Genomic DNA, 15,815 nt, shown 5'->3' on the forward strand with positions numbered 1-15,815 from the left:
CACCAGCGTGCGGCGGGAGGACGCAGACAACCAGGGCCTGTCGATCCGTGGATTCGGCATCCCCGGATGCGACACCGTGATCGGGGGATCGGCAGGCCGTGGCATCCGCTCACGGAAGAAGGGTAGACAGGAGGAATGAGCACCATCGATCGTCCGGGGCTGGCGGCGTTCCTGCGGAACCGGCGCGAGGCGTTGCAGCCGGAGGACGTCGGTCTGCCGCGTGGCGCGCGTCGCCGGACCGCGGGCTTGCGACGGGAGGAGGTCGCCATGCTCTCCCATATGTCGATCGACTACTACGCCCGTCTCGAGCGCGAACGGGGTCCGCAGCCCTCCGAGCAGATGCTGGGGTCGATCGCCCAAGGGCTGCACCTGACCCATGAGGAGCGCGACCATCTCTTCCTGCTGGCCGGTCACCCGCCGCCCGTGCGCGGTGCGGCCAGCGACCACATCAGCCCAGGTCTGCTGCGTGTGCTGGACAGACTCGATGACACGCCGGCGGAGATCGTCACCGAACTCGGCGAGACGCTGAGGCAGTCACGGCTGGGGGTCGCGCTCACCGGTGACGGTGCGGGTCGCGTCGGACCAGAGCGCAGCATCGGCTTCCGATGGTTCACCGACGCCGACTCGCGTCGGCTCTACGCGCCGGAGGAACACGACTTCCTGAGTCGTCTGTACGCGTCCGGTCTGCGGGAGGTCGCCGCCCGGCGCGGGCCCGACTCCCACGCGGTCCGGCTGTCGCAGCTCCTCCTCGATCGCAGCGAGGAGTTCCGACGCATCTGGGCGCTGCACGAAGTCGGCCTGCGGCCGCACGACGTCAAGCGTTTCGTCCACCCGGAGGTCGGCGCACTCGAGCTCTACTGCCAGAGACTCGTCGACCCGGGTAACGCGCACTCCCTCCTCGTGTACACCGCCATTCCGGGGAGCGAAAGCCACGGGCGGCTGCAGCTGCTGTCCGTCATCGGAGCGCAGCCGCTGCGATGACGACGCCGTCTCAGCGGAACCGCACGGCCGAAGGGACGGGTCCCCGCCGATCGAACGGCTAGCCCATCGACGGCCGATCCGGGCGCGCGCTCCAACCGACACGCTCGAGCCCGAGTTGCAGGCGAGCGGCCTCGGCGGTGGCGGTTGCGAGGGAGACGTGCGAGTAGATGTCGATGGCGAGCGGCGGCGGGTCGGCGAACTTGGGGATCTCGACCTCGGCCCACGCGTGCGCCCCGATCCTCACCCGGGGATGCGCTGTTCCGGCCCCCTCGATCGCGCTGTCGGCGACGAAGGCGACGACGTCGAGGGCGTCGAGCTTCGTGATCGGCGCATCGACGATGATCGAGACGACGTAGAGCGGCTCATCGGTGTTCGCGGTCACGCCCCCATTCTCCCGCGCGGTCGAGGGGGAGGGGCGAGAAGCCGTCACTGCGCCGATGCGTGCGCACGCGCCCCGTCCGGTCGTGAAACGATGGAAGGATGCCCGATCCGCTCGTCCCTCTCGTCGAAGAGCTGACGATCGCCCGCCTGGTCGGGCCCCTGTCGCACAGCCGGGGCAAGGCCTACGCCAGCGGCGGGCGCGTCCATCACCTTCACTGGGACGCGCCCGATCAGCGCTTCACCGCGGACGTGCAGGGCTCGGAGCCGTCGCCCTACCGCGTCTCGGTCACGCTGGCGGGCGCGAACACCACCCGCGTGATGGTGCGCAGGGCGGTCTGCTCCTGCCCGATCGGCATCAACTGCAAGCACGTCGCGGCGGTGCTCTTCGCCGGCAACGAACTGCACCGCGCCGGAGTCGCCGCCCGCGCAACCGCCGATCAGCACGAAGCGGCCGAACCGGGCTGGCGAGGGCTCGTCGCCGCGCTCGACCGGGTGCCGGCGGCTTTCGGCGAGCCGACCAGGCCGCTCGCGCTGCAGTTCGAGCTGCGCCGGCGAGGTGGGGCGCGCCGCCCCGGTCGCGGCGGCCTGACTGCGGGCTCGCCCGCACGCGACGAGACCGCGAAGGACGCGGCATCCGTCGACCGCCTCGCCGTCCGACCCGTGACGACCGGCACGCGCGGCGGATGGGTGAAGGGCGATCTGACCTGGCAGAACGTGGGATACCAGGGCACCGCGGGCGGCTACGACCCCGCGCATGCGCGGTGGTTCGCTCAGCTGAACATGCTGAAGGGGGCGTCGCTCGGCGGCTTCATCGAGTACGGCGCCGACTGGATCACCCTCGACACGTTCGAATCGAGCCTGCTCTGGGCGCTGCTGACCGACGCGCAGGCGCTCGGCATCCCCCTCGTGGGCTCGGGCGGGACGTCGAGGGCGCGAGCCGGGCTCATCACGATCGCAGATGCCGCGATCATCGGGTTCGACGCCCATCGGGGGAGCGACGGGCTGCGACTGACGCCGAGCGTCACGATCGACGGGGTCGCGCGGGATGCCCGGAACGTCGGTCTGATCGGCGCGCACGGCGTCTACGCCTACGAGTTCGGAACGGAAGGATCCGACGTGGTGCTCGCCCGTCTGGCGACACCGCTCACCCGGGCGCAGCGCGTGATCATCGAGCATCCGAGCACCGTGCAGATCGCCGAGGAGGAGGTCGACGAGTTCGTCGGCGAGCACTTCCCGACGCTGGCGAGGTCGGTTCGGGTGACCAGCGCAGACGACAGTTTCTCGCCGCCTCCCGTGCCGCCGGCCACCCTGCTGCTCACGGCCAGGTTCGAACCGTCGCAGCTGCTGCGTTTCGATGCGCAGTGGGAGCTCGCCGACGGGCGACGGCTTCCGCTGAGCATTCCCGACACGGCGTTCCTCGACCCGGTGGAGGAACGGACACCCGCCGCCGCCGTGGCGGAGGCGCTGCGGAGTGACCCGGCCGGCTCCCCGGCGCTGACCTCGGGCGGAGCGCTGCGCGCGACCACCCTCATGCGGGCGCTGGAGGCCGCCGAGTTCACGGCGAGGGTGCTCCCTGCGCTGGACGAGCTCGACCGCGTACGCGTGGAGATCGTCGGCGAGAAGCCGGATTACCGGGAGGTGGTCGAAGCGCCGGTCCTCAAGGTGAGCGCCGTCGAATCCGAGCGCAACGACTGGTTCGATCTGGGAGTCATGGTGACTGTGGAGGGGCGGACGATCCCGTTCGGACCGCTTTTCAAGGCTCTCTCCCGCGGAGCGAAGAAGCTGCTGCTGATCGACCACAGCTATCTGCGCCTCGACCAGCCGGTGTTCGAACCGCTTCGCGAGCTCATCGAAGAGGCGGGCACTCTGCAGGAGTGGGAGGCCGGCATGCAGATCAGCCGGTACCAGACCGCGCTGTGGAGTGACTTCGAGGATCTCGCCGACGAGAGCGAGGCCGCCGTGGCGTGGCGTGCGACCGTCGACGGCCTACGGCGCGTCGGGGAACGCGCCGAGGGTGCGGACGCGGCCGAGGAGTCGGCGCCCCTGCCCGACGGGTTCGTGGGCGAACTGCGCCCCTACCAGCGGGAGGGATTCGCGTGGCTCGCCTTCCTGCACGATCACGGGCTCGGCGGCATCCTCGCCGATGACATGGGCCTCGGCAAGACCGCGCAGACGCTCGCCCTGATCGCGCATGCCCGTGCCCGTGCGGGCGCCCAGGGCGCCCCCTTCCTCGTGGTGGCGCCGACCTCGGTGGTGTCGAACTGGACCCGCGAAGCCGCACGCTTCACGCCCGGCTTGTCGGTCGCGGAAGTGACCGAGACCAGGGCGAAGGGCGGGAGGAGCATGGCGGATGCCGCGGCCGGCGCCGACATCGTCCTCACGACGTACGCGATCCTGCGTCTGGACGCCGACGACTTCGCCGGACGCGCCTGGGCGGGCCTGGTCCTGGACGAGGCCCAGTTCGCCAAGAACCCCGCCTCGAAGGTGCATGAAGCGGCACGGGGCATCCGCGCGCCCTTCCGGCTGGCCGTGACCGGCACGCCGATCGAGAACAACCTGTCGGAGCTGTGGGCGCTCTTCCAGATCGTCGCGCCCGGGCTCTTCCCGTCGGCGCGCGACTTCGCGGAGAAGTACCGACGCCCGATCGAGGTGAATCAGGACGTCGAGCGGCTCGCACGTCTGCGTCGCCGCGTGCGCCCGTTCATGATGCGGCGCACGAAGGAAGCGGTCGCGCCGGAGCTGCCCCCGAAGCAGGAGCAGGTGCTGGAGATCCCCCTCGAGCCTCAGCATCGCCGCATCTACGACACGCACCTGCAACGGGAGCGGCAGAAGATCCTGGGGCTCGTCGATGATCTGGACCGCAACAGGTTCATCGTCTTCCGCTCGCTCACCCTCCTGCGGATGCTGAGCCTCGACGCGGGACTCATCGACCCGGTCGCGTACGCCGACGTGCCCTCGGCGAAGCTCGACGCCCTGCTCGAGCAGCTCGACGATGTCATCGGTGAGGGACATCAGGCGCTCGTCTTCAGCCAGTTCACCTCGTTCCTCCGGCGGGCCGCCGCGCGGCTCGATGCGGCCGGCATCCCGTACGCGTATCTCGACGGCGCGACGCGCAAGCGCGACGCCGCGATCGACGGGTTCCGGGACGGCGACGCGAAAGTCTTCCTCATCAGCCTGAAGGCGGGCGGCTTCGGTCTCAACCTCACCGAAGCCGACTACGTCTTCCTACTCGATCCGTGGTGGAACCCCGCCAGCGAAGCGCAGGCCGTCGACCGGACCCACCGCATCGGTCAGACCAGGCAGGTCATGGTCTACCGCATGGTCGCGGCCGGGACGATCGAGGAGAAGGTCATGGCGTTGAAGGCGAAGAAGGCCGAGTTGGTCTCGGCGGTGCTCGATGATGATGCATTCTTCAGCGAGTCGCTCACCGCCGAGGACATCCGCAGCCTTCTCGCGTGACGGAGGCGGTCGGGTCGGGCGCGTCCTCCTGCTAGGTGATCACGCCCGCGCTCACGCCCACCCGATTGGGAGCGAGGGATGCGGCCGCCGCGAGTGCGGCATCCAGGTCCTCCAGGGCGAAGAAGTCGCTGACCAGCTCCGCGAACGGGTGATCATCGCCGTGCCGCTGCAGGAAGTCGACGGCGGTCACCAGATGCTCGGGACGGTAGCCCTCCACTCCCCGGATCGTCAGCAGCCGCCGCGCGACGCCCGCCGGATCGACCGCCGGCAGGATGATCGGCACGTTTCCCGCGTCCGGTGCAAGTCCGCCGCCGACGAGCACGACGACGCCCCCGACCGCTGCGGAATCCAGCGCGAGCTGGGTCGATGAAGACGTGCCGGATGCCTCGATCACGATGCTCGGGCCGTCGCAGCGGCGTGCCGGCGACAGCGCGGAGGCCACCACGTCGGGGAAGGGTTTCACCGCGCGCGTCGCGCCGAATCGCAGCCCGAGATCACGTTGCCCCGGGTCGCCGTCGGCGAAGATGACGCGCGCGCCCGACCGGGAGGCGAGCGCGACCGCCGTGAGCGCGGTCGGCCCGCCGCCGGTGACGAGGACGTTCGCCCCTCGGAGCGGCACGACCTGCGCCGCGGCATCCACCGCGGCGACCGCCGTCGCGCCGCTGCAGCACGCCAGCGCGATCACCGGCGCGGGCGTCTCGGCGTCGACGGCGACCACCGTCGTCCCGGCACGCACGTGCACATGCGATGCGAAGCCGCCGCTCAGCTCCCAGCCTCGCGCCATCCGCTCCCGGCCGTACGACGCGAGGGCGCGGCAGCGCTGACGCATCCCCGACCGACAGCGGTCGCACGACCCGCAGGAGATGGTCGACGACCACACGACGCGGTCTCCGATCCCGAGAGCGGTCCCGTCCGAGCGCCGCGCCGCCCCGCCGACCGCGACGACGCGACCGACCTGCTCATGACCGAGCACCAGCGGAGCGGGGACGGCTCGTCGGCCGGACACCGCCTCGACGTCCGATCCGCAGATGAGCGCGAGCTCGACCTCGACAAGTGCATCACCGGGTGCGAGCACGATGCCGGGCACGGCGATCGGCTCGTGAGCGGCCCGCGGCTTCTCCCACACCATCGCGGTCGGCGCGGGAGAGATCAGCGCATCGTCGCCGCGTCTGCGCACGACGCTCTGCGGACGTGCGATCGAGGTCATGCCTCGACGATGCCAGCGTCCGCCGTACACGGACGGGCCCCCGGTCCGCCATTCACGGGATGTTCACCGCACGGCTCGCGGGCCGAAACCGGTCGCTTCCCGATCAGACGGCGGGGTCCCCTCGCCGCCGTCCACGCCGCCGCCCGAGGCCACGACACGCGAGGCGATGACACGCGAGGGCGGGAGACGCTGCTGATCCCGCAGTCGAGGATCCCTCAGACTGATGAGCATGACCATCGAACCCAGCGTCGAGACCGATGACCGTGACGTGCACCTCGCCGGCGACGCCACCTGGTGGCGCCAGGCGGCCGTCTACCAGATCTATCCCCGCAGTTTCGCCGACGCCGACGGCGACGGGATCGGCGACATCGCCGGCATCACCGATCGCGTGCCGTACCTCCGTGACCTCGGCATCGACGCGGTGTGGCTCAGCCCGTTCTACCCGTCCGAACTCGCCGACGGCGGCTACGACGTCGCCGACTATCGCGACGTCGACCCGCGTCTCGGCACGCTCGCGGATTTCGATCGGATGCTGCGGGCGCTCCATCGCGTGGGCGTCCGCGTCATCGTGGACATCGTGCCGAACCACTCGTCCGATCGGCACGAGTGGTTCCAGGCCGCACTGGCGGCGGCCCCCGGTTCTCCGGAGCGGGCGCGCTACATCTTCCGTGACGGTCGCGGACCCGACGGAGCCGAGCCGCCCACGGACTGGGAGTCGGCGTTCGGAGGTCCTGCGTGGGAGCGCGTGGCGGACGGCCAGTGGTACTTCCACAACTTCGCCGTCGAACAGCCCGACTTCGACTGGAGCAACCGCGAGGTGCGCGAGGACTTCCTCACCACGCTGCGCTTCTGGTCGGATCGAGGGGTGGACGGATTCCGCATCGACGTCGCACACATGCTGACGAAGGACTTGACCGAACCGCTGCCCATGCGTGCCGAGCTCGCCGAGATCCCGATCGACGGACGGCACCCCATCACCGACCGCGATGACGTGCACGAGGTCTACGCCGAGTGGCGCCAGGTTTTCGATTCGTACGACCCGCCACGGACCGCCGTCGCCGAGGCCTGGGTCGCGCGGGACCGCCGTCAGCGCTACGCGAGCGCCGAAGGGCTCGGCCAGGCGTTCAACTTCGACCTGCTCGAGGCCGATTTCGACGCTGCACAGTTCCGGGCGATCGTCGCCGACAACATCGACCTGGCCGAGTCCAGCGGATCGTCGACCACGTGGGTGCTTTCCAACCACGACGTCGTCCGGCACGCCACACGCTACGGCCTGCCCGACCCCGACCGGGCGCCGGACGGGCGACCCACGCTCAAGCACGGCAACGAATGGCTGCTTTCGAAGGGGAAGTCGCCGAGACTCGACCGGGAGCAGGGCCTGCGTCGCGCCAGGGCGGCGACACTGTTCGTGCTCGGGCTCCCCGGCTCCGCCTATCTCTACCAGGGCGAGGAGCTGGGCCTGCACGAAGTCGTCGAGATCGACGGTCGCGACCGCCAGGACCCGACCTACTTCCGCAGCCCCGGGGTCGACATCGGTCGGGACGGATGCCGCGTACCGCTGCCGTGGACGCGGGAGGGCGAGTCGTTCGGCTTCGGCGCCGGTGGCGCGCACCTGCCGCAGCCCGCGTGGTTCGGCGCCGCGTCCGTCGAGGCGGAGGAGGAGGACCCGCACTCGACGCTCGTGCTGTACCGGGCGGCACTCGCTCTCCGCCACGAGCTGCAGAGCGCAGAGCACCTCGAATGGATCGAGACCGGCGATGACGACGTCCTGAGCTTCTCCCGCCCCGGCGGCTGGGAGATCGTCACGAACTTCGGCGACCAGTCGTACGATCTGCGCGGGGCGGAGGTGCTGATCGCCAGCGCCGAGATCGTGGGCGGGTCGCTGCCGCCCGCCGCGACGGCGTGGATCGCACGGAAGGAGTAGCCCGCAATACTGGCTGCATGGATCCCATCGAGATCATCGCCTGGTCGGTCGCGTTCGTCCTGGTCACGGTCATCGTCACGGGCCTGGTCGGCCGCATCGGCTTCTCGGCACCCGTGGCCCTCGTCGTGGTCGGCGGGGTCGCGTCGTTCATCCCCGGGGTGCCCGAAGTGCACGTCGAACCCGACGTGATCCTTTACGCGATCCTTCCGCCGCTTCTGTTCGCGACCGCGATCCGCACGTCGCTCATCGACATCCGCGCCCGACGCGACAGCATCCTGCTGCTGTCCGTCGGGCTCGTCGCCTTCACCGTCGTCGCGGTCGGCTTCACCACCTGGGCGCTCGTGCCCTCCATCACCCTGGCTGCCGCTTTCGCATTCGCTTCGGTCGTCGCTCCGACCGATGCGGTCGCCGTCACCGCGATCACGGGCAAGGTCGGCTTGCCCCGACGCGTCGTCACCATCCTCGAGGGCGAGAGCCTGCTCAACGACGCGACCGCGCTCGTCGCCCTGAACGCATCGATCGCGGCGATCGTGAGCGTCGTCGACCCGATCACGATCCCGATCGACTTCGCGATCGCGATCATCGTCGGGGTGGGGGTGGGGATCGGCGCCGGCTGGCTCATCTCGCTCGTGCGCCAGCACCTCCGTGCCCCCGTCCTCGACACGAGCCTGGTGCTGGTCGTGCCGTGGGCGGTGTTCCTGGTCGCCCAGACCCTGCACGGCTCGGGCGTGATCGCGGTCGTCGTGGTCGGGATCTACATGGCTTACCGGTCGCCCACGGTGGCGTCGGCCGAATCCCGGGTCACCGTCAGGCTCAATTGGCGGACGATCCAGTTCCTGCTCGAGAACGCCGTCTTCTTGTTCATCGGCCTGAATCTGGCGGGCATCCTCAACGGTGCGGTGGATGCGGGGCCGGGGTTCTGGCCGTCGGTCCTGATCGTGGCTGGCATCCTCGCGATGCTGGTCGCGTCGCGCTTCGCCTGGGTCATGGCCACGACCGTGATCTACCGGCACGGCCCTCAGCGCATGCGCGAGCGCAGCTGGACATACCCGAACGGCGTGGCCGTGGCATCCGCCGGCGTGCGTGGTGTCGTGACGCTCGCGGCGGTCTTCCTCCTCCCGGAGAGCACGCCCGAGCGGTCGTACCTGCAGTTGCTGGCGTTCATCGTCGTCGTGGCGAGCCTCCTCGGCGGGTTGGCACTGCCGGCCATCATCCGCGCGCTCAAACTGCCGCCGCCCAATCGCCAGCAGGAGCGCACCGAACTGAAGATGCTCATGGCCGAAGCGCGCCGTGCGGGAATCGAGCGCCTCGATGAGGTCGCCACCCCTGCAGACGAAACCCGCGTCGTCGAACTGCTGCGGGCGGATGCCGCGTTCCTGGGCGACACGATCGACGCCTATGAGCCGGCCGCCGCGTGGCCGCAGCTGGAATCGCAGATGCGTCTGCGCAAGGCGATGCTCGCCGCCCAGCGGGAGGCGATCCTTCGCGCCCGTCGAGAGGGGCGCTACCAGGAGCCGGCGATCGTCTCCGCGTTGAAGGCCATCGACGCGGAGGAGACGTCGCTCGGAGCGCACGAACCAGAGGACGGCTGAGTCATCGGCGCGGAGGTGCAGGTGAGCGCCGTGCGCCTGCCCTCCTAGATCTGTGCGCCGTCGTCGTGCGGGTCGTCGAGACCGACGGTCCGTCCACGCCAGGACTCGTAGGCGATCAGCCATCCGATCGACACGATCGCGGCGAGGAACAGCCCGAGCCACACGCTGCCGAGCGCCATGCCCACCAGGGCACCGACGCCGAACAGGACGACGGTCCCGACGATCCAGCCGAGTCGTCCTCGGGGGAAGCCGGTGCGGGACCGTGACGGGGGAGTGCTCATGGACTCAGCTTATGGTCCAGGCTCTCAGCGATCGCGGTGATCCTCCGGATGGAGCCGCGGCCCCCGCCGCGGCTCGCGGACTCCCGTCGTCTCGATGAGGCGGATCACGCGCTGACGATGACCCGGCCACATCGCCAGGAGCCGGACCATGCCGTCGTCGTCGGTGCGCTCCCCGGTGAGGGCGTAGCCGACCTCGTGCGCGAGGTGGAAGTCGCCGACGCTCACGGCGTCAGGATCGCCGAACGCCCGGATGCGCGTCTCGGCCGACGTCCACGCTCCCACGCCCTTCAGCGAGATCAGCACGCGGTCGCGGGCCTCGCCGTCCTCCGCTCGCTGGGTCGCCCGGACGATGACGTCGCCGCGACGCGCAGCCGCGACGATGGTCCGGGACTGCGGCGGTTCGAGGCCCGCACGGTGCCACGCCCACGACGGCACATGGCGCCACCCCTCGATCGACGGCGGTGCGAACATCGCGCGCGGGGTCGGGCCCGGTGCCCTCTCGCCGTACCACGACACGATGCGCCGCCATGCACCGAAAGCCTGCACGGAGGTGACCTTCTGCTCGGTGATCGCGCTGGCGAGCGCGTCGAACACCAGATCGGTGCGCCCGATCCGCAGGCCCGGATGCCGATGGTGGGCATCGGCGATGAGCGGGTGCGCCGACGGGTCGAACCCCGACGGGTCATCCTGTGCCCCGCACAGGGCAGGCAGCTGGTCGAGTGCCCACGCCGCTCCCGGTCCCCATGCGGCGCCACGGATGACCCCGGGCGTGCTCTCGCGGATGGCGAGGGTCGCGACCCCGAGCGGCGTGCGGCTGGCACGCCAGATCACGCCGGCGTGCTCGAACATCGTCGGGTCGCCTGCACCGTGTCGCTGGTACATCACCGCCCGCCGCATCTCGAGGGGATGCCGCGGTCGGTACTCCGTCTCGAGTCGAGAGCTGTCCCCTCGCCCGGTCTCGGTGCGCGGGGCCTCGGTGTGCGAGGTCATGCCGACACCCTACGCGGGACCCGCGACATCCCACGCGACGTCGTCCCCCGCCGGCGCCCTCTGCGAGGGCCTGTCAGAAGCGGTCGGGCGAGGGGGTGCCGTGTCCGTACCGGATCGCCACGTCGGCATGCCGATCGAACCGATACCCGACGCCTCGCACCGTCCGCACGATGTCCTCGTACCGACCGAGCTTCGCGCGCAGCCGGCGCACGTGCACGTCGATCGTGCGCTCGCCTGGTGCGTCCTCGTCGCCGGCCTGCCAGAGCGACGAGACCAGCTCGCCGCGCTCGATCGTGCGGCCCTCGCGCAGCACCAGGTACTGCAGGAGCTCGAACTCCTTGAAGGTGAACGCGGCCGAATCGCCGTCGATCAGCACGCGCTTGCGCGAGATGTCCACGACGACGCCTTCTCCGGCGCGGTCCTCCTCCGCGGGCTCGTCCTTGGTGCGGGCGACAGCCGACGGCTCGTGGAGGGCGAGACGGACCACGTCCACGTCCCGACCGCCGGCGCCGACCGGGGCGAGCGCGACGGTCGCGTACGTCTCGGCGTCGGGGGCGATCTCGGCGAGCGTACGGCGAAGCGCGTCGACCAGGACGCCGAGATTCACTCCGGATGCCGCGGCCTTCGTCTCGTCGATGCCGACGTACAGCGCGAAGCCGCGCGGCGCGGTCCCCGGGGGGAGGTGGCGGGCGGCGGGCGCGGCGGGCGCCGCATCCGCGAGTGGAGGCACCGCACGCAGATGTGCGGGACGCGCCGAACCGGTGGGAGCGGCGGCGGAAGCGGCTGGGGCGGGGGAAGCCGCCCCCGCGGAGCGGAGCGGACGTTCGAGGAGGGCGGTGTTCGACATGATGATGGTGTCCTTGCGGAGGGAACCCCACGGGGGTTCGAGGGTGCGACGGTGTCTGCCCGGAAAGGGCGGGGACGAGGCATCCGGCGCGCGATCTCGCGCTTCAGATCCGGAGAGCTCGGGGGTGTGCGGAGTCGTATTCAGAAACGACGCGGCAACCGGCGTGACAGCTGGTCAGCGGCACATTCGACAACACATGACGACGCTGCCGGGCATCATCATGCCGGCAGTCCCGTTCGCCTCCAGGGCGGACAGAGAGCGTGCGGTGTCAGTCATGAGGCTGATTATGACCGAATACGTCTCCTTGCGTCAAATCGCCCTGTTGCAGAGGTCCTTTCCTCCCCACGCTGCGCACTTTGCTCAGTCTGCGGTAAGGGTTCGCTGAGGGTGCGGGTCGCGCCACGCGGGGTGTCCGCGCCCGGCGTAGCCTTAACGGATGAACGAGCTCCGCTTCGCCGATGAGAAGGACGCCTCCCGCTACACCCTGCACTGCGGCGACGACCTCGTGAGCGTGCTGGACTACCGGGATGACGGCCACACGGTGGCGATGACGCGGGCGTACACGATCCCCACGTTCCGCGGGTCGGGCTACGCGGGCGAGCTCGTCGATCGTGCGGTCGCCGACCTCGAGCAGAAGGGCGGCCGTCAGGTCAGTCCCGTCTGCTGGTACGTGGCCGACTGGTTCGCCACGCACCCCGACCGCGCCGCCATCCTGCAGCACCGTCGCTCGGCCTGACGATCGGCGGATCAGGCGGAACGGCGCCGTGTGCGACCGCCCTACACTGACGTCGTGGACATGGAGCCTGGTTTCACCGCGATCGCGGTCGGATTCGAGGCGATCGGCGCCCTGACCATGGTCATCGGCTTCATCCTCGCGGTCGTCCTGGGCGCCCGCGCCCTCTCCCGCGGCGAGGGCGGTGCGTCGGCGTTCGGTACCCTCCGCAATACCCTGGGCGGAGCCATCCTGCTCGGTCTCGAGGTGCTGGTCGCCGCCGATCTGATCCGCACGATCACGTCGAAGCCGTCGATCGAGGACGCCCTGATCCTGGGCATCATCGTCTTGATCCGGACGATCCTGTCGATGTCCATCCAGATCGAGATCGAGGGCGTGCTGCCGTGGCGCCGCGCCCTCTTGACGAGCGGCGGGCAGGTCGTCGGGGCCGCGATCGAGACGGATCGCGCGAAGGCGCGCGCCGCCCGCACGCGCTCGGGCACGTCGTCCGACGCGGCGCCGGATCTCTCGGACGCGCCCTAGTCGCGGCATCCGGGGTCGTCAAGCCCTGGCACCGCCGCGGTCTCACGCGCCAGAGTGGTCGAAGACGAGGGGAGCTCTCATGAGCGACGACAAGAACCTGACAGCGGATTCCGCGGTCGACGCCGCGATGGCCGACGCGATCGGATCCACCCGCCTCACCGAGGTCAAGGGCGGGGATGCGCCCGCGACCGAGGATGACGGCACCGTGGAGGGCGCAGAGGCCACGGCCGGGCTCGATGCCGACCTGGTCACCGACGAGGAACACGAGGAGCAGTCCTGATGTCGGACTCGGCGAGCACAGGAAGCGCGGCAGCCGCGAACCAGCAGACGGAGCCGATGATGGACATGCATGACGCGTCCATCGACGACAAATTGGCCGGCATCGTCGCGCAGACACGTCAAGACGTCGCCGACGGCGACCATAAGCGGGTCGAGGAGGTACTCCGCCAGCGGCTGCGCGACACGGGTATCGATGTCACCGATGAGCAGCGCACGGCGCTGGTGCACGAAGTGCGCGGAACGACGCCCGAGTCCTCCTGAGCGCTGACGGACCCGCCCGCGCGGTGCGCCACGCACCCGCCCTGTTCTCGGGCGCGGTGTCGGCGTACCGTCGACGTATGTGCCGGAACATCCACACCCTTCACAACTTCGAGCCCGCGGCGTCGAACGACGAGATCCAGGCCGCCGCATTGCAGTACGTGCGGAAGATCGCCGGAACCACCAAGCCGTCCAAAGCCAACCAGGCGGCCTTCGATCACGCGGTGGCCGAGATCGCCCACATCACCGGACATCTCCTCCAGGATCTCGTGGCCGTCGCTCCGCCGAAGAACCGCGAAGAGGAGGCCGCGAAGGCCCGGGCGCGGGCAGAGGCGTCCGGCCGCTACGCGCCGCGCGTCGGCGCAGCCGTGGACGTGGCAGCCGCGAGCTGAGCGGCTCGTCGCCGTCCGAGCATGAAGAACACGGCGTAGGACAGGGCCGCCGCAACGACAGCCGCGATGATCGGCCGGGCAGCCAGTTCGGGGATGAACAACGCCGTGACGAAGATCTGCACGCCGTAGTCGGCCATCCCGGCCAGATCGCTCGCGAGGACGCGCGTCCCCGTCGCACTCGCCAGCCCGGTCACGAGCGCCGGTGCGACCCACACGAGTGCCAGAGCCACCAGGGACGACAGCATCCGGCCCACGGTGTTCAGTCCGGTCCACCCGATGGCGATGCCGGTCAGCACAGGCGTGATCCACTGCGCACCCGCGAGCACCCACACGACGACGTCGGAGGGGACCGTGCCGAACGGTGACACCAGCTGCGTGAGCCACGGGCTCACGGCGATGGCCGCGACGGTCAGGCCGAGCAGCGCACCCGCCCGCGGCGCGCGGGCGATGAGCCAGAATGCGACGACCCCCGCCGCCATCGAACAGACGGTGCCGACCACGAGCGCCGTGAGGTAGAAGGCCGACTCGGTACGGTCCTGCAGGCCGTCGCCCACCACCGCGGCGGTCTGGACGACGGCGATCAGCTGGACGGAGATCACGCCGACCATCACGAGGGCGCGGCCGCCGACGGGCATGCGAGCGCTCAACGGCCGCGCGCAGAGACCCGCGAGGGCGGCTCCGACGACGATGATGCTGAAGAGCAGGATGACGGCGTACTGGCTGAACGGAAGCAGCACCAGCGGCATGTCGTCGGGTGACGTGGCGTCCTCCCACAGATTCTGCAGGGGCAGCCGCATGCCGGTGACCAGCCACGGGGCGAGTCCCGCGATCGCGGCCCCCGCACCGATGAGGAAGCATGCCCATCGCGCGAGCGGCGCGGATCGCGCCAGCTCCGCAGGAACGGTGGGCGTGACGGCGGGAGTGCTCCGGAGAGGATCGGGGGGTGTGCCGGGGGACGTCATCGAGCGCCTTTCGATCAGAACGTGCCGGCGACCAGCGAGAGCGCGATGTTCTGCTGAATGATCCCCAGCGTCTGATCGGCGAGGTCATCGGACGGGCAGCGGCTGAGGACGAGCACGGCCTGCGCGTTCGCGGTGCTCGCGCGGCTGACGTAGAACTCCGAGAACCCGGCACCGGAGACCGCGATCACGACGGCGTCCGCGATCAGTCCGGTGTCGGTCGCCGCAGGTGCGTAGTGGAGTTGGACGTCGGTGGCGTCGGCCTCGTCGAACGCGGTGCCCAGGTAGCCGGCGATGGCCTGGACGCTGGCCGCGCGGTCGCCGGCCCCGAGCGCGTCGTCGGGTACCTGGAGACGCCCGAACTGCACCGTGCAGCCGGTACTCGCGTTCGTCCAGTTCTCGGTGTCGGACGACGCGGAGCGCGTCCATTCGGGGAGGGTCGCGAAGGAGTCGAGGGTGGACAGCGTGCTGTCCGTGGGCACATCGAGCCCCCCTTCCCACGTGAGGGGCTGCGTCAGCCACGCATCACCTGTCGCGCTCGGCCGGGGGCCGGCCGACGCGGTCGGGCCGGGGGCGGAGGCGTCGATGGTTTCTCCGGCGCGCGCGCCCGCCACGCCGCCGACGACGATGGTGGCGACCACGAGCAGGCCGGCGATCAGCGACAGCACGATGCCCGCTCGGAACACCCCCCGCAGGCTCAGCACGAACGCGACGATCCCGAGCGCCAGGGGAACACTCGTGGCGATCGAGGCGACGGTGCTCACCGCCCGCGCGTTCTCGAGGGCATCCGCCGACAGCTCGCCGCCGAGCGCGCCGATCAGAGCGAGGACGGACGTGCCGAGGGCGAGGAGCGCCCAAACGATGGCGACGATCGAGAGGATCAGCGCTGCCACACGACTCCCACGACCCGCCGGTCGTCGGGGTGCGACGGTGGGCGGGGATTGCTCGGGCGACTCACCCACAACACTCATCACGCCGCCCCTCCGACTCCGCTGCTCCCATCTTGCGGC

General features: G+C 70.5%; 16 protein-coding genes. 9 read left to right on the forward strand and 7 right to left on the reverse strand.

Going from position 1 to position 15,815, the window contains the following annotated elements; genetic code table 11:
* The first annotated feature begins 135 nt into the window (after nucleotides 1-135).
* Nucleotides 136-981 carry a helix-turn-helix transcriptional regulator gene (locus tag ACFXOO_RS01295; protein ID WP_394562575.1) on the forward strand — a complete coding sequence of 282 codons (846 nt, stop codon included), beginning with the start codon at nucleotides 136-138 and terminating at the stop codon, nucleotides 979-981.
* A gap of 58 nt (nucleotides 982-1,039) precedes the next feature.
* Here the strand turns inward: ACFXOO_RS01295 and ACFXOO_RS01300 are convergent, their stop codons facing one another.
* Complete coding sequence (locus ACFXOO_RS01300) at nucleotides 1,040-1,363, reverse strand: hypothetical protein (RefSeq protein WP_378836991.1); 324 nt, start codon at nucleotides 1,361-1,363, stop codon at nucleotides 1,040-1,042.
* Nucleotides 1,364-1,461: 98 nt separating this feature from the next.
* On the opposite strand from ACFXOO_RS01300, the gene ACFXOO_RS01305 reads away from it, so the two are divergent.
* Nucleotides 1,462-4,821, forward strand: a complete 3,360-nt coding sequence (locus ACFXOO_RS01305) for an SNF2-related protein (RefSeq protein WP_394562576.1) — start codon at nucleotides 1,462-1,464, stop codon at nucleotides 4,819-4,821.
* 31 nt (nucleotides 4,822-4,852) lie between these two features.
* Here the strand turns inward: ACFXOO_RS01305 and ACFXOO_RS01310 are convergent, their stop codons facing one another.
* A complete protein-coding gene (locus ACFXOO_RS01310; protein WP_394562577.1) occupies nucleotides 4,853-6,028 on the reverse strand; it encodes an alcohol dehydrogenase catalytic domain-containing protein in 1,176 nt (391 codons plus the stop codon).
* A 229-nt stretch (nucleotides 6,029-6,257) separates the two neighbouring features.
* On the opposite strand from ACFXOO_RS01310, the gene ACFXOO_RS01315 reads away from it, so the two are divergent.
* Complete coding sequence (locus ACFXOO_RS01315; RefSeq protein WP_394562578.1) at nucleotides 6,258-7,952, forward strand: alpha-amylase family glycosyl hydrolase; 1,695 nt, start codon at nucleotides 6,258-6,260, stop codon at nucleotides 7,950-7,952.
* A 17-nt stretch (nucleotides 7,953-7,969) separates the two neighbouring features.
* Nucleotides 7,970-9,544, forward strand: a complete 1,575-nt coding sequence (locus tag ACFXOO_RS01320) for a cation:proton antiporter (RefSeq protein WP_394562579.1) — start codon at nucleotides 7,970-7,972, stop codon at nucleotides 9,542-9,544.
* Nucleotides 9,545-9,588: 44 nt separating this feature from the next.
* On the opposite strand, the gene ACFXOO_RS01325 is transcribed toward ACFXOO_RS01320, so the two are convergent.
* From ACFXOO_RS01325 to ACFXOO_RS01335, 3 genes are all read right to left on the reverse strand, one after another.
* Nucleotides 9,589-9,825, reverse strand: a complete 237-nt coding sequence (locus tag ACFXOO_RS01325) for a hypothetical protein (RefSeq protein ID WP_378837002.1) — start codon at nucleotides 9,823-9,825, stop codon at nucleotides 9,589-9,591.
* Between the two features lie 24 nt (nucleotides 9,826-9,849).
* On the reverse strand, nucleotides 9,850-10,815 hold the full coding sequence (locus ACFXOO_RS01330) for a DNA-3-methyladenine glycosylase family protein (RefSeq protein WP_394562580.1): 966 nt from the start codon (nucleotides 10,813-10,815) through the stop codon (nucleotides 9,850-9,852).
* A gap of 73 nt (nucleotides 10,816-10,888) precedes the next feature.
* The gene (locus ACFXOO_RS01335) at nucleotides 10,889-11,662 is read right to left on the reverse strand and encodes a winged helix-turn-helix domain-containing protein (RefSeq protein ID WP_394562581.1); all 774 of its coding nucleotides are present in this window, start codon (nucleotides 11,660-11,662) and stop codon (nucleotides 10,889-10,891) included.
* 436 nt (nucleotides 11,663-12,098) lie between these two features.
* On the opposite strand from ACFXOO_RS01335, the gene ACFXOO_RS01340 reads away from it, so the two are divergent.
* The 5 genes from ACFXOO_RS01340 (at nucleotide 12,099) to ACFXOO_RS01360 (ending at nucleotide 13,846) form a co-directional block, all read left to right on the forward strand.
* Complete coding sequence (locus ACFXOO_RS01340) at nucleotides 12,099-12,398, forward strand: GNAT family N-acetyltransferase (RefSeq protein WP_394562582.1); 300 nt, start codon at nucleotides 12,099-12,101, stop codon at nucleotides 12,396-12,398.
* Nucleotides 12,399-12,458: 60 nt separating this feature from the next.
* On the forward strand, nucleotides 12,459-12,917 hold the full coding sequence (locus ACFXOO_RS01345; protein WP_394563171.1) for a DUF1622 domain-containing protein: 459 nt from the start codon (nucleotides 12,459-12,461) through the stop codon (nucleotides 12,915-12,917).
* 79 nt (nucleotides 12,918-12,996) lie between these two features.
* The gene (locus ACFXOO_RS01350) at nucleotides 12,997-13,197 is read left to right on the forward strand and encodes a hypothetical protein (RefSeq protein ID WP_394562583.1); all 201 of its coding nucleotides are present in this window, start codon (nucleotides 12,997-12,999) and stop codon (nucleotides 13,195-13,197) included.
* Entirely contained in the window at nucleotides 13,197-13,457 is a 261-nt protein-coding gene (locus ACFXOO_RS01355; protein WP_394562584.1) for a hypothetical protein, read from the forward strand. The genes ACFXOO_RS01350 and ACFXOO_RS01355 overlap by 1 nt, the downstream gene beginning before the upstream one ends.
* 77 nt (nucleotides 13,458-13,534) lie before the next feature.
* The gene (locus ACFXOO_RS01360; protein WP_378837010.1) at nucleotides 13,535-13,846 is read left to right on the forward strand and encodes a DUF2277 domain-containing protein; all 312 of its coding nucleotides are present in this window, start codon (nucleotides 13,535-13,537) and stop codon (nucleotides 13,844-13,846) included.
* On the opposite strand, the gene ACFXOO_RS01365 is transcribed toward ACFXOO_RS01360, so the two are convergent.
* Both ACFXOO_RS01365 and ACFXOO_RS01370 read right to left on the reverse strand, forming a co-directional pair.
* Entirely contained in the window at nucleotides 13,798-14,808 is a 1,011-nt protein-coding gene (locus tag ACFXOO_RS01365; protein ID WP_378837011.1) for a hypothetical protein, read from the reverse strand. The genes ACFXOO_RS01360 and ACFXOO_RS01365 overlap by 49 nt on opposite strands.
* A 14-nt stretch (nucleotides 14,809-14,822) precedes the next feature.
* A complete protein-coding gene (locus ACFXOO_RS01370; protein WP_378837013.1) occupies nucleotides 14,823-15,698 on the reverse strand; it encodes a hypothetical protein in 876 nt (291 codons plus the stop codon).
* Nucleotides 15,699-15,815 lie beyond the last annotated feature (117 nt).

This window comes from Microbacterium sp. P03 (genome assembly GCF_043556235.1).
GTDB lineage: Bacteria > Actinomycetota > Actinomycetes > Actinomycetales > Microbacteriaceae > Microbacterium.

What these genes read in the sequence shown, in the direction of transcription:
- ACFXOO_RS01295 (WP_394562575.1), top strand. Translation starts at nt 136, where the DNA reads ATGAGCACCATCGATCGTCCGGGGCTGGCGGCGTTCCTGCGGAACCGG.
- ACFXOO_RS01305 (WP_394562576.1), top strand. Translation starts at nt 1,462, where the DNA reads ATGCCCGATCCGCTCGTCCCTCTCGTCGAAGAGCTGACGATCGCCCGC.
- ACFXOO_RS01310 (WP_394562577.1), bottom strand. Translation starts at nt 6,028, where the DNA reads ATGACCTCGATCGCACGTCCGCAGAGCGTCGTGCGCAGACGCGGCGAC.
- ACFXOO_RS01315 (WP_394562578.1), top strand. Translation starts at nt 6,258, where the DNA reads ATGACCATCGAACCCAGCGTCGAGACCGATGACCGTGACGTGCACCTC.
- ACFXOO_RS01320 (WP_394562579.1), top strand. Translation starts at nt 7,970, where the DNA reads ATGGATCCCATCGAGATCATCGCCTGGTCGGTCGCGTTCGTCCTGGTC.
- ACFXOO_RS01325 (WP_378837002.1), bottom strand. Translation starts at nt 9,825, where the DNA reads ATGAGCACTCCCCCGTCACGGTCCCGCACCGGCTTCCCCCGAGGACGA.
- ACFXOO_RS01330 (WP_394562580.1), bottom strand. Translation starts at nt 10,815, where the DNA reads ATGACCTCGCACACCGAGGCCCCGCGCACCGAGACCGGGCGAGGGGAC.
- ACFXOO_RS01335 (WP_394562581.1), bottom strand. Translation starts at nt 11,662, where the DNA reads ATGTCGAACACCGCCCTCCTCGAACGTCCGCTCCGCTCCGCGGGGGCG.
- ACFXOO_RS01340 (WP_394562582.1), top strand. Translation starts at nt 12,099, where the DNA reads ATGAACGAGCTCCGCTTCGCCGATGAGAAGGACGCCTCCCGCTACACC.
- ACFXOO_RS01345 (WP_394563171.1), top strand. Translation starts at nt 12,459, where the DNA reads ATGGAGCCTGGTTTCACCGCGATCGCGGTCGGATTCGAGGCGATCGGC.
- ACFXOO_RS01350 (WP_394562583.1), top strand. Translation starts at nt 12,997, where the DNA reads ATGAGCGACGACAAGAACCTGACAGCGGATTCCGCGGTCGACGCCGCG.
- ACFXOO_RS01355 (WP_394562584.1), top strand. Translation starts at nt 13,197, where the DNA reads ATGTCGGACTCGGCGAGCACAGGAAGCGCGGCAGCCGCGAACCAGCAG.
- ACFXOO_RS01360 (WP_378837010.1), top strand. Translation starts at nt 13,535, where the DNA reads ATGTGCCGGAACATCCACACCCTTCACAACTTCGAGCCCGCGGCGTCG.
- ACFXOO_RS01365 (WP_378837011.1), bottom strand. Translation starts at nt 14,808, where the DNA reads ATGACGTCCCCCGGCACACCCCCCGATCCTCTCCGGAGCACTCCCGCC.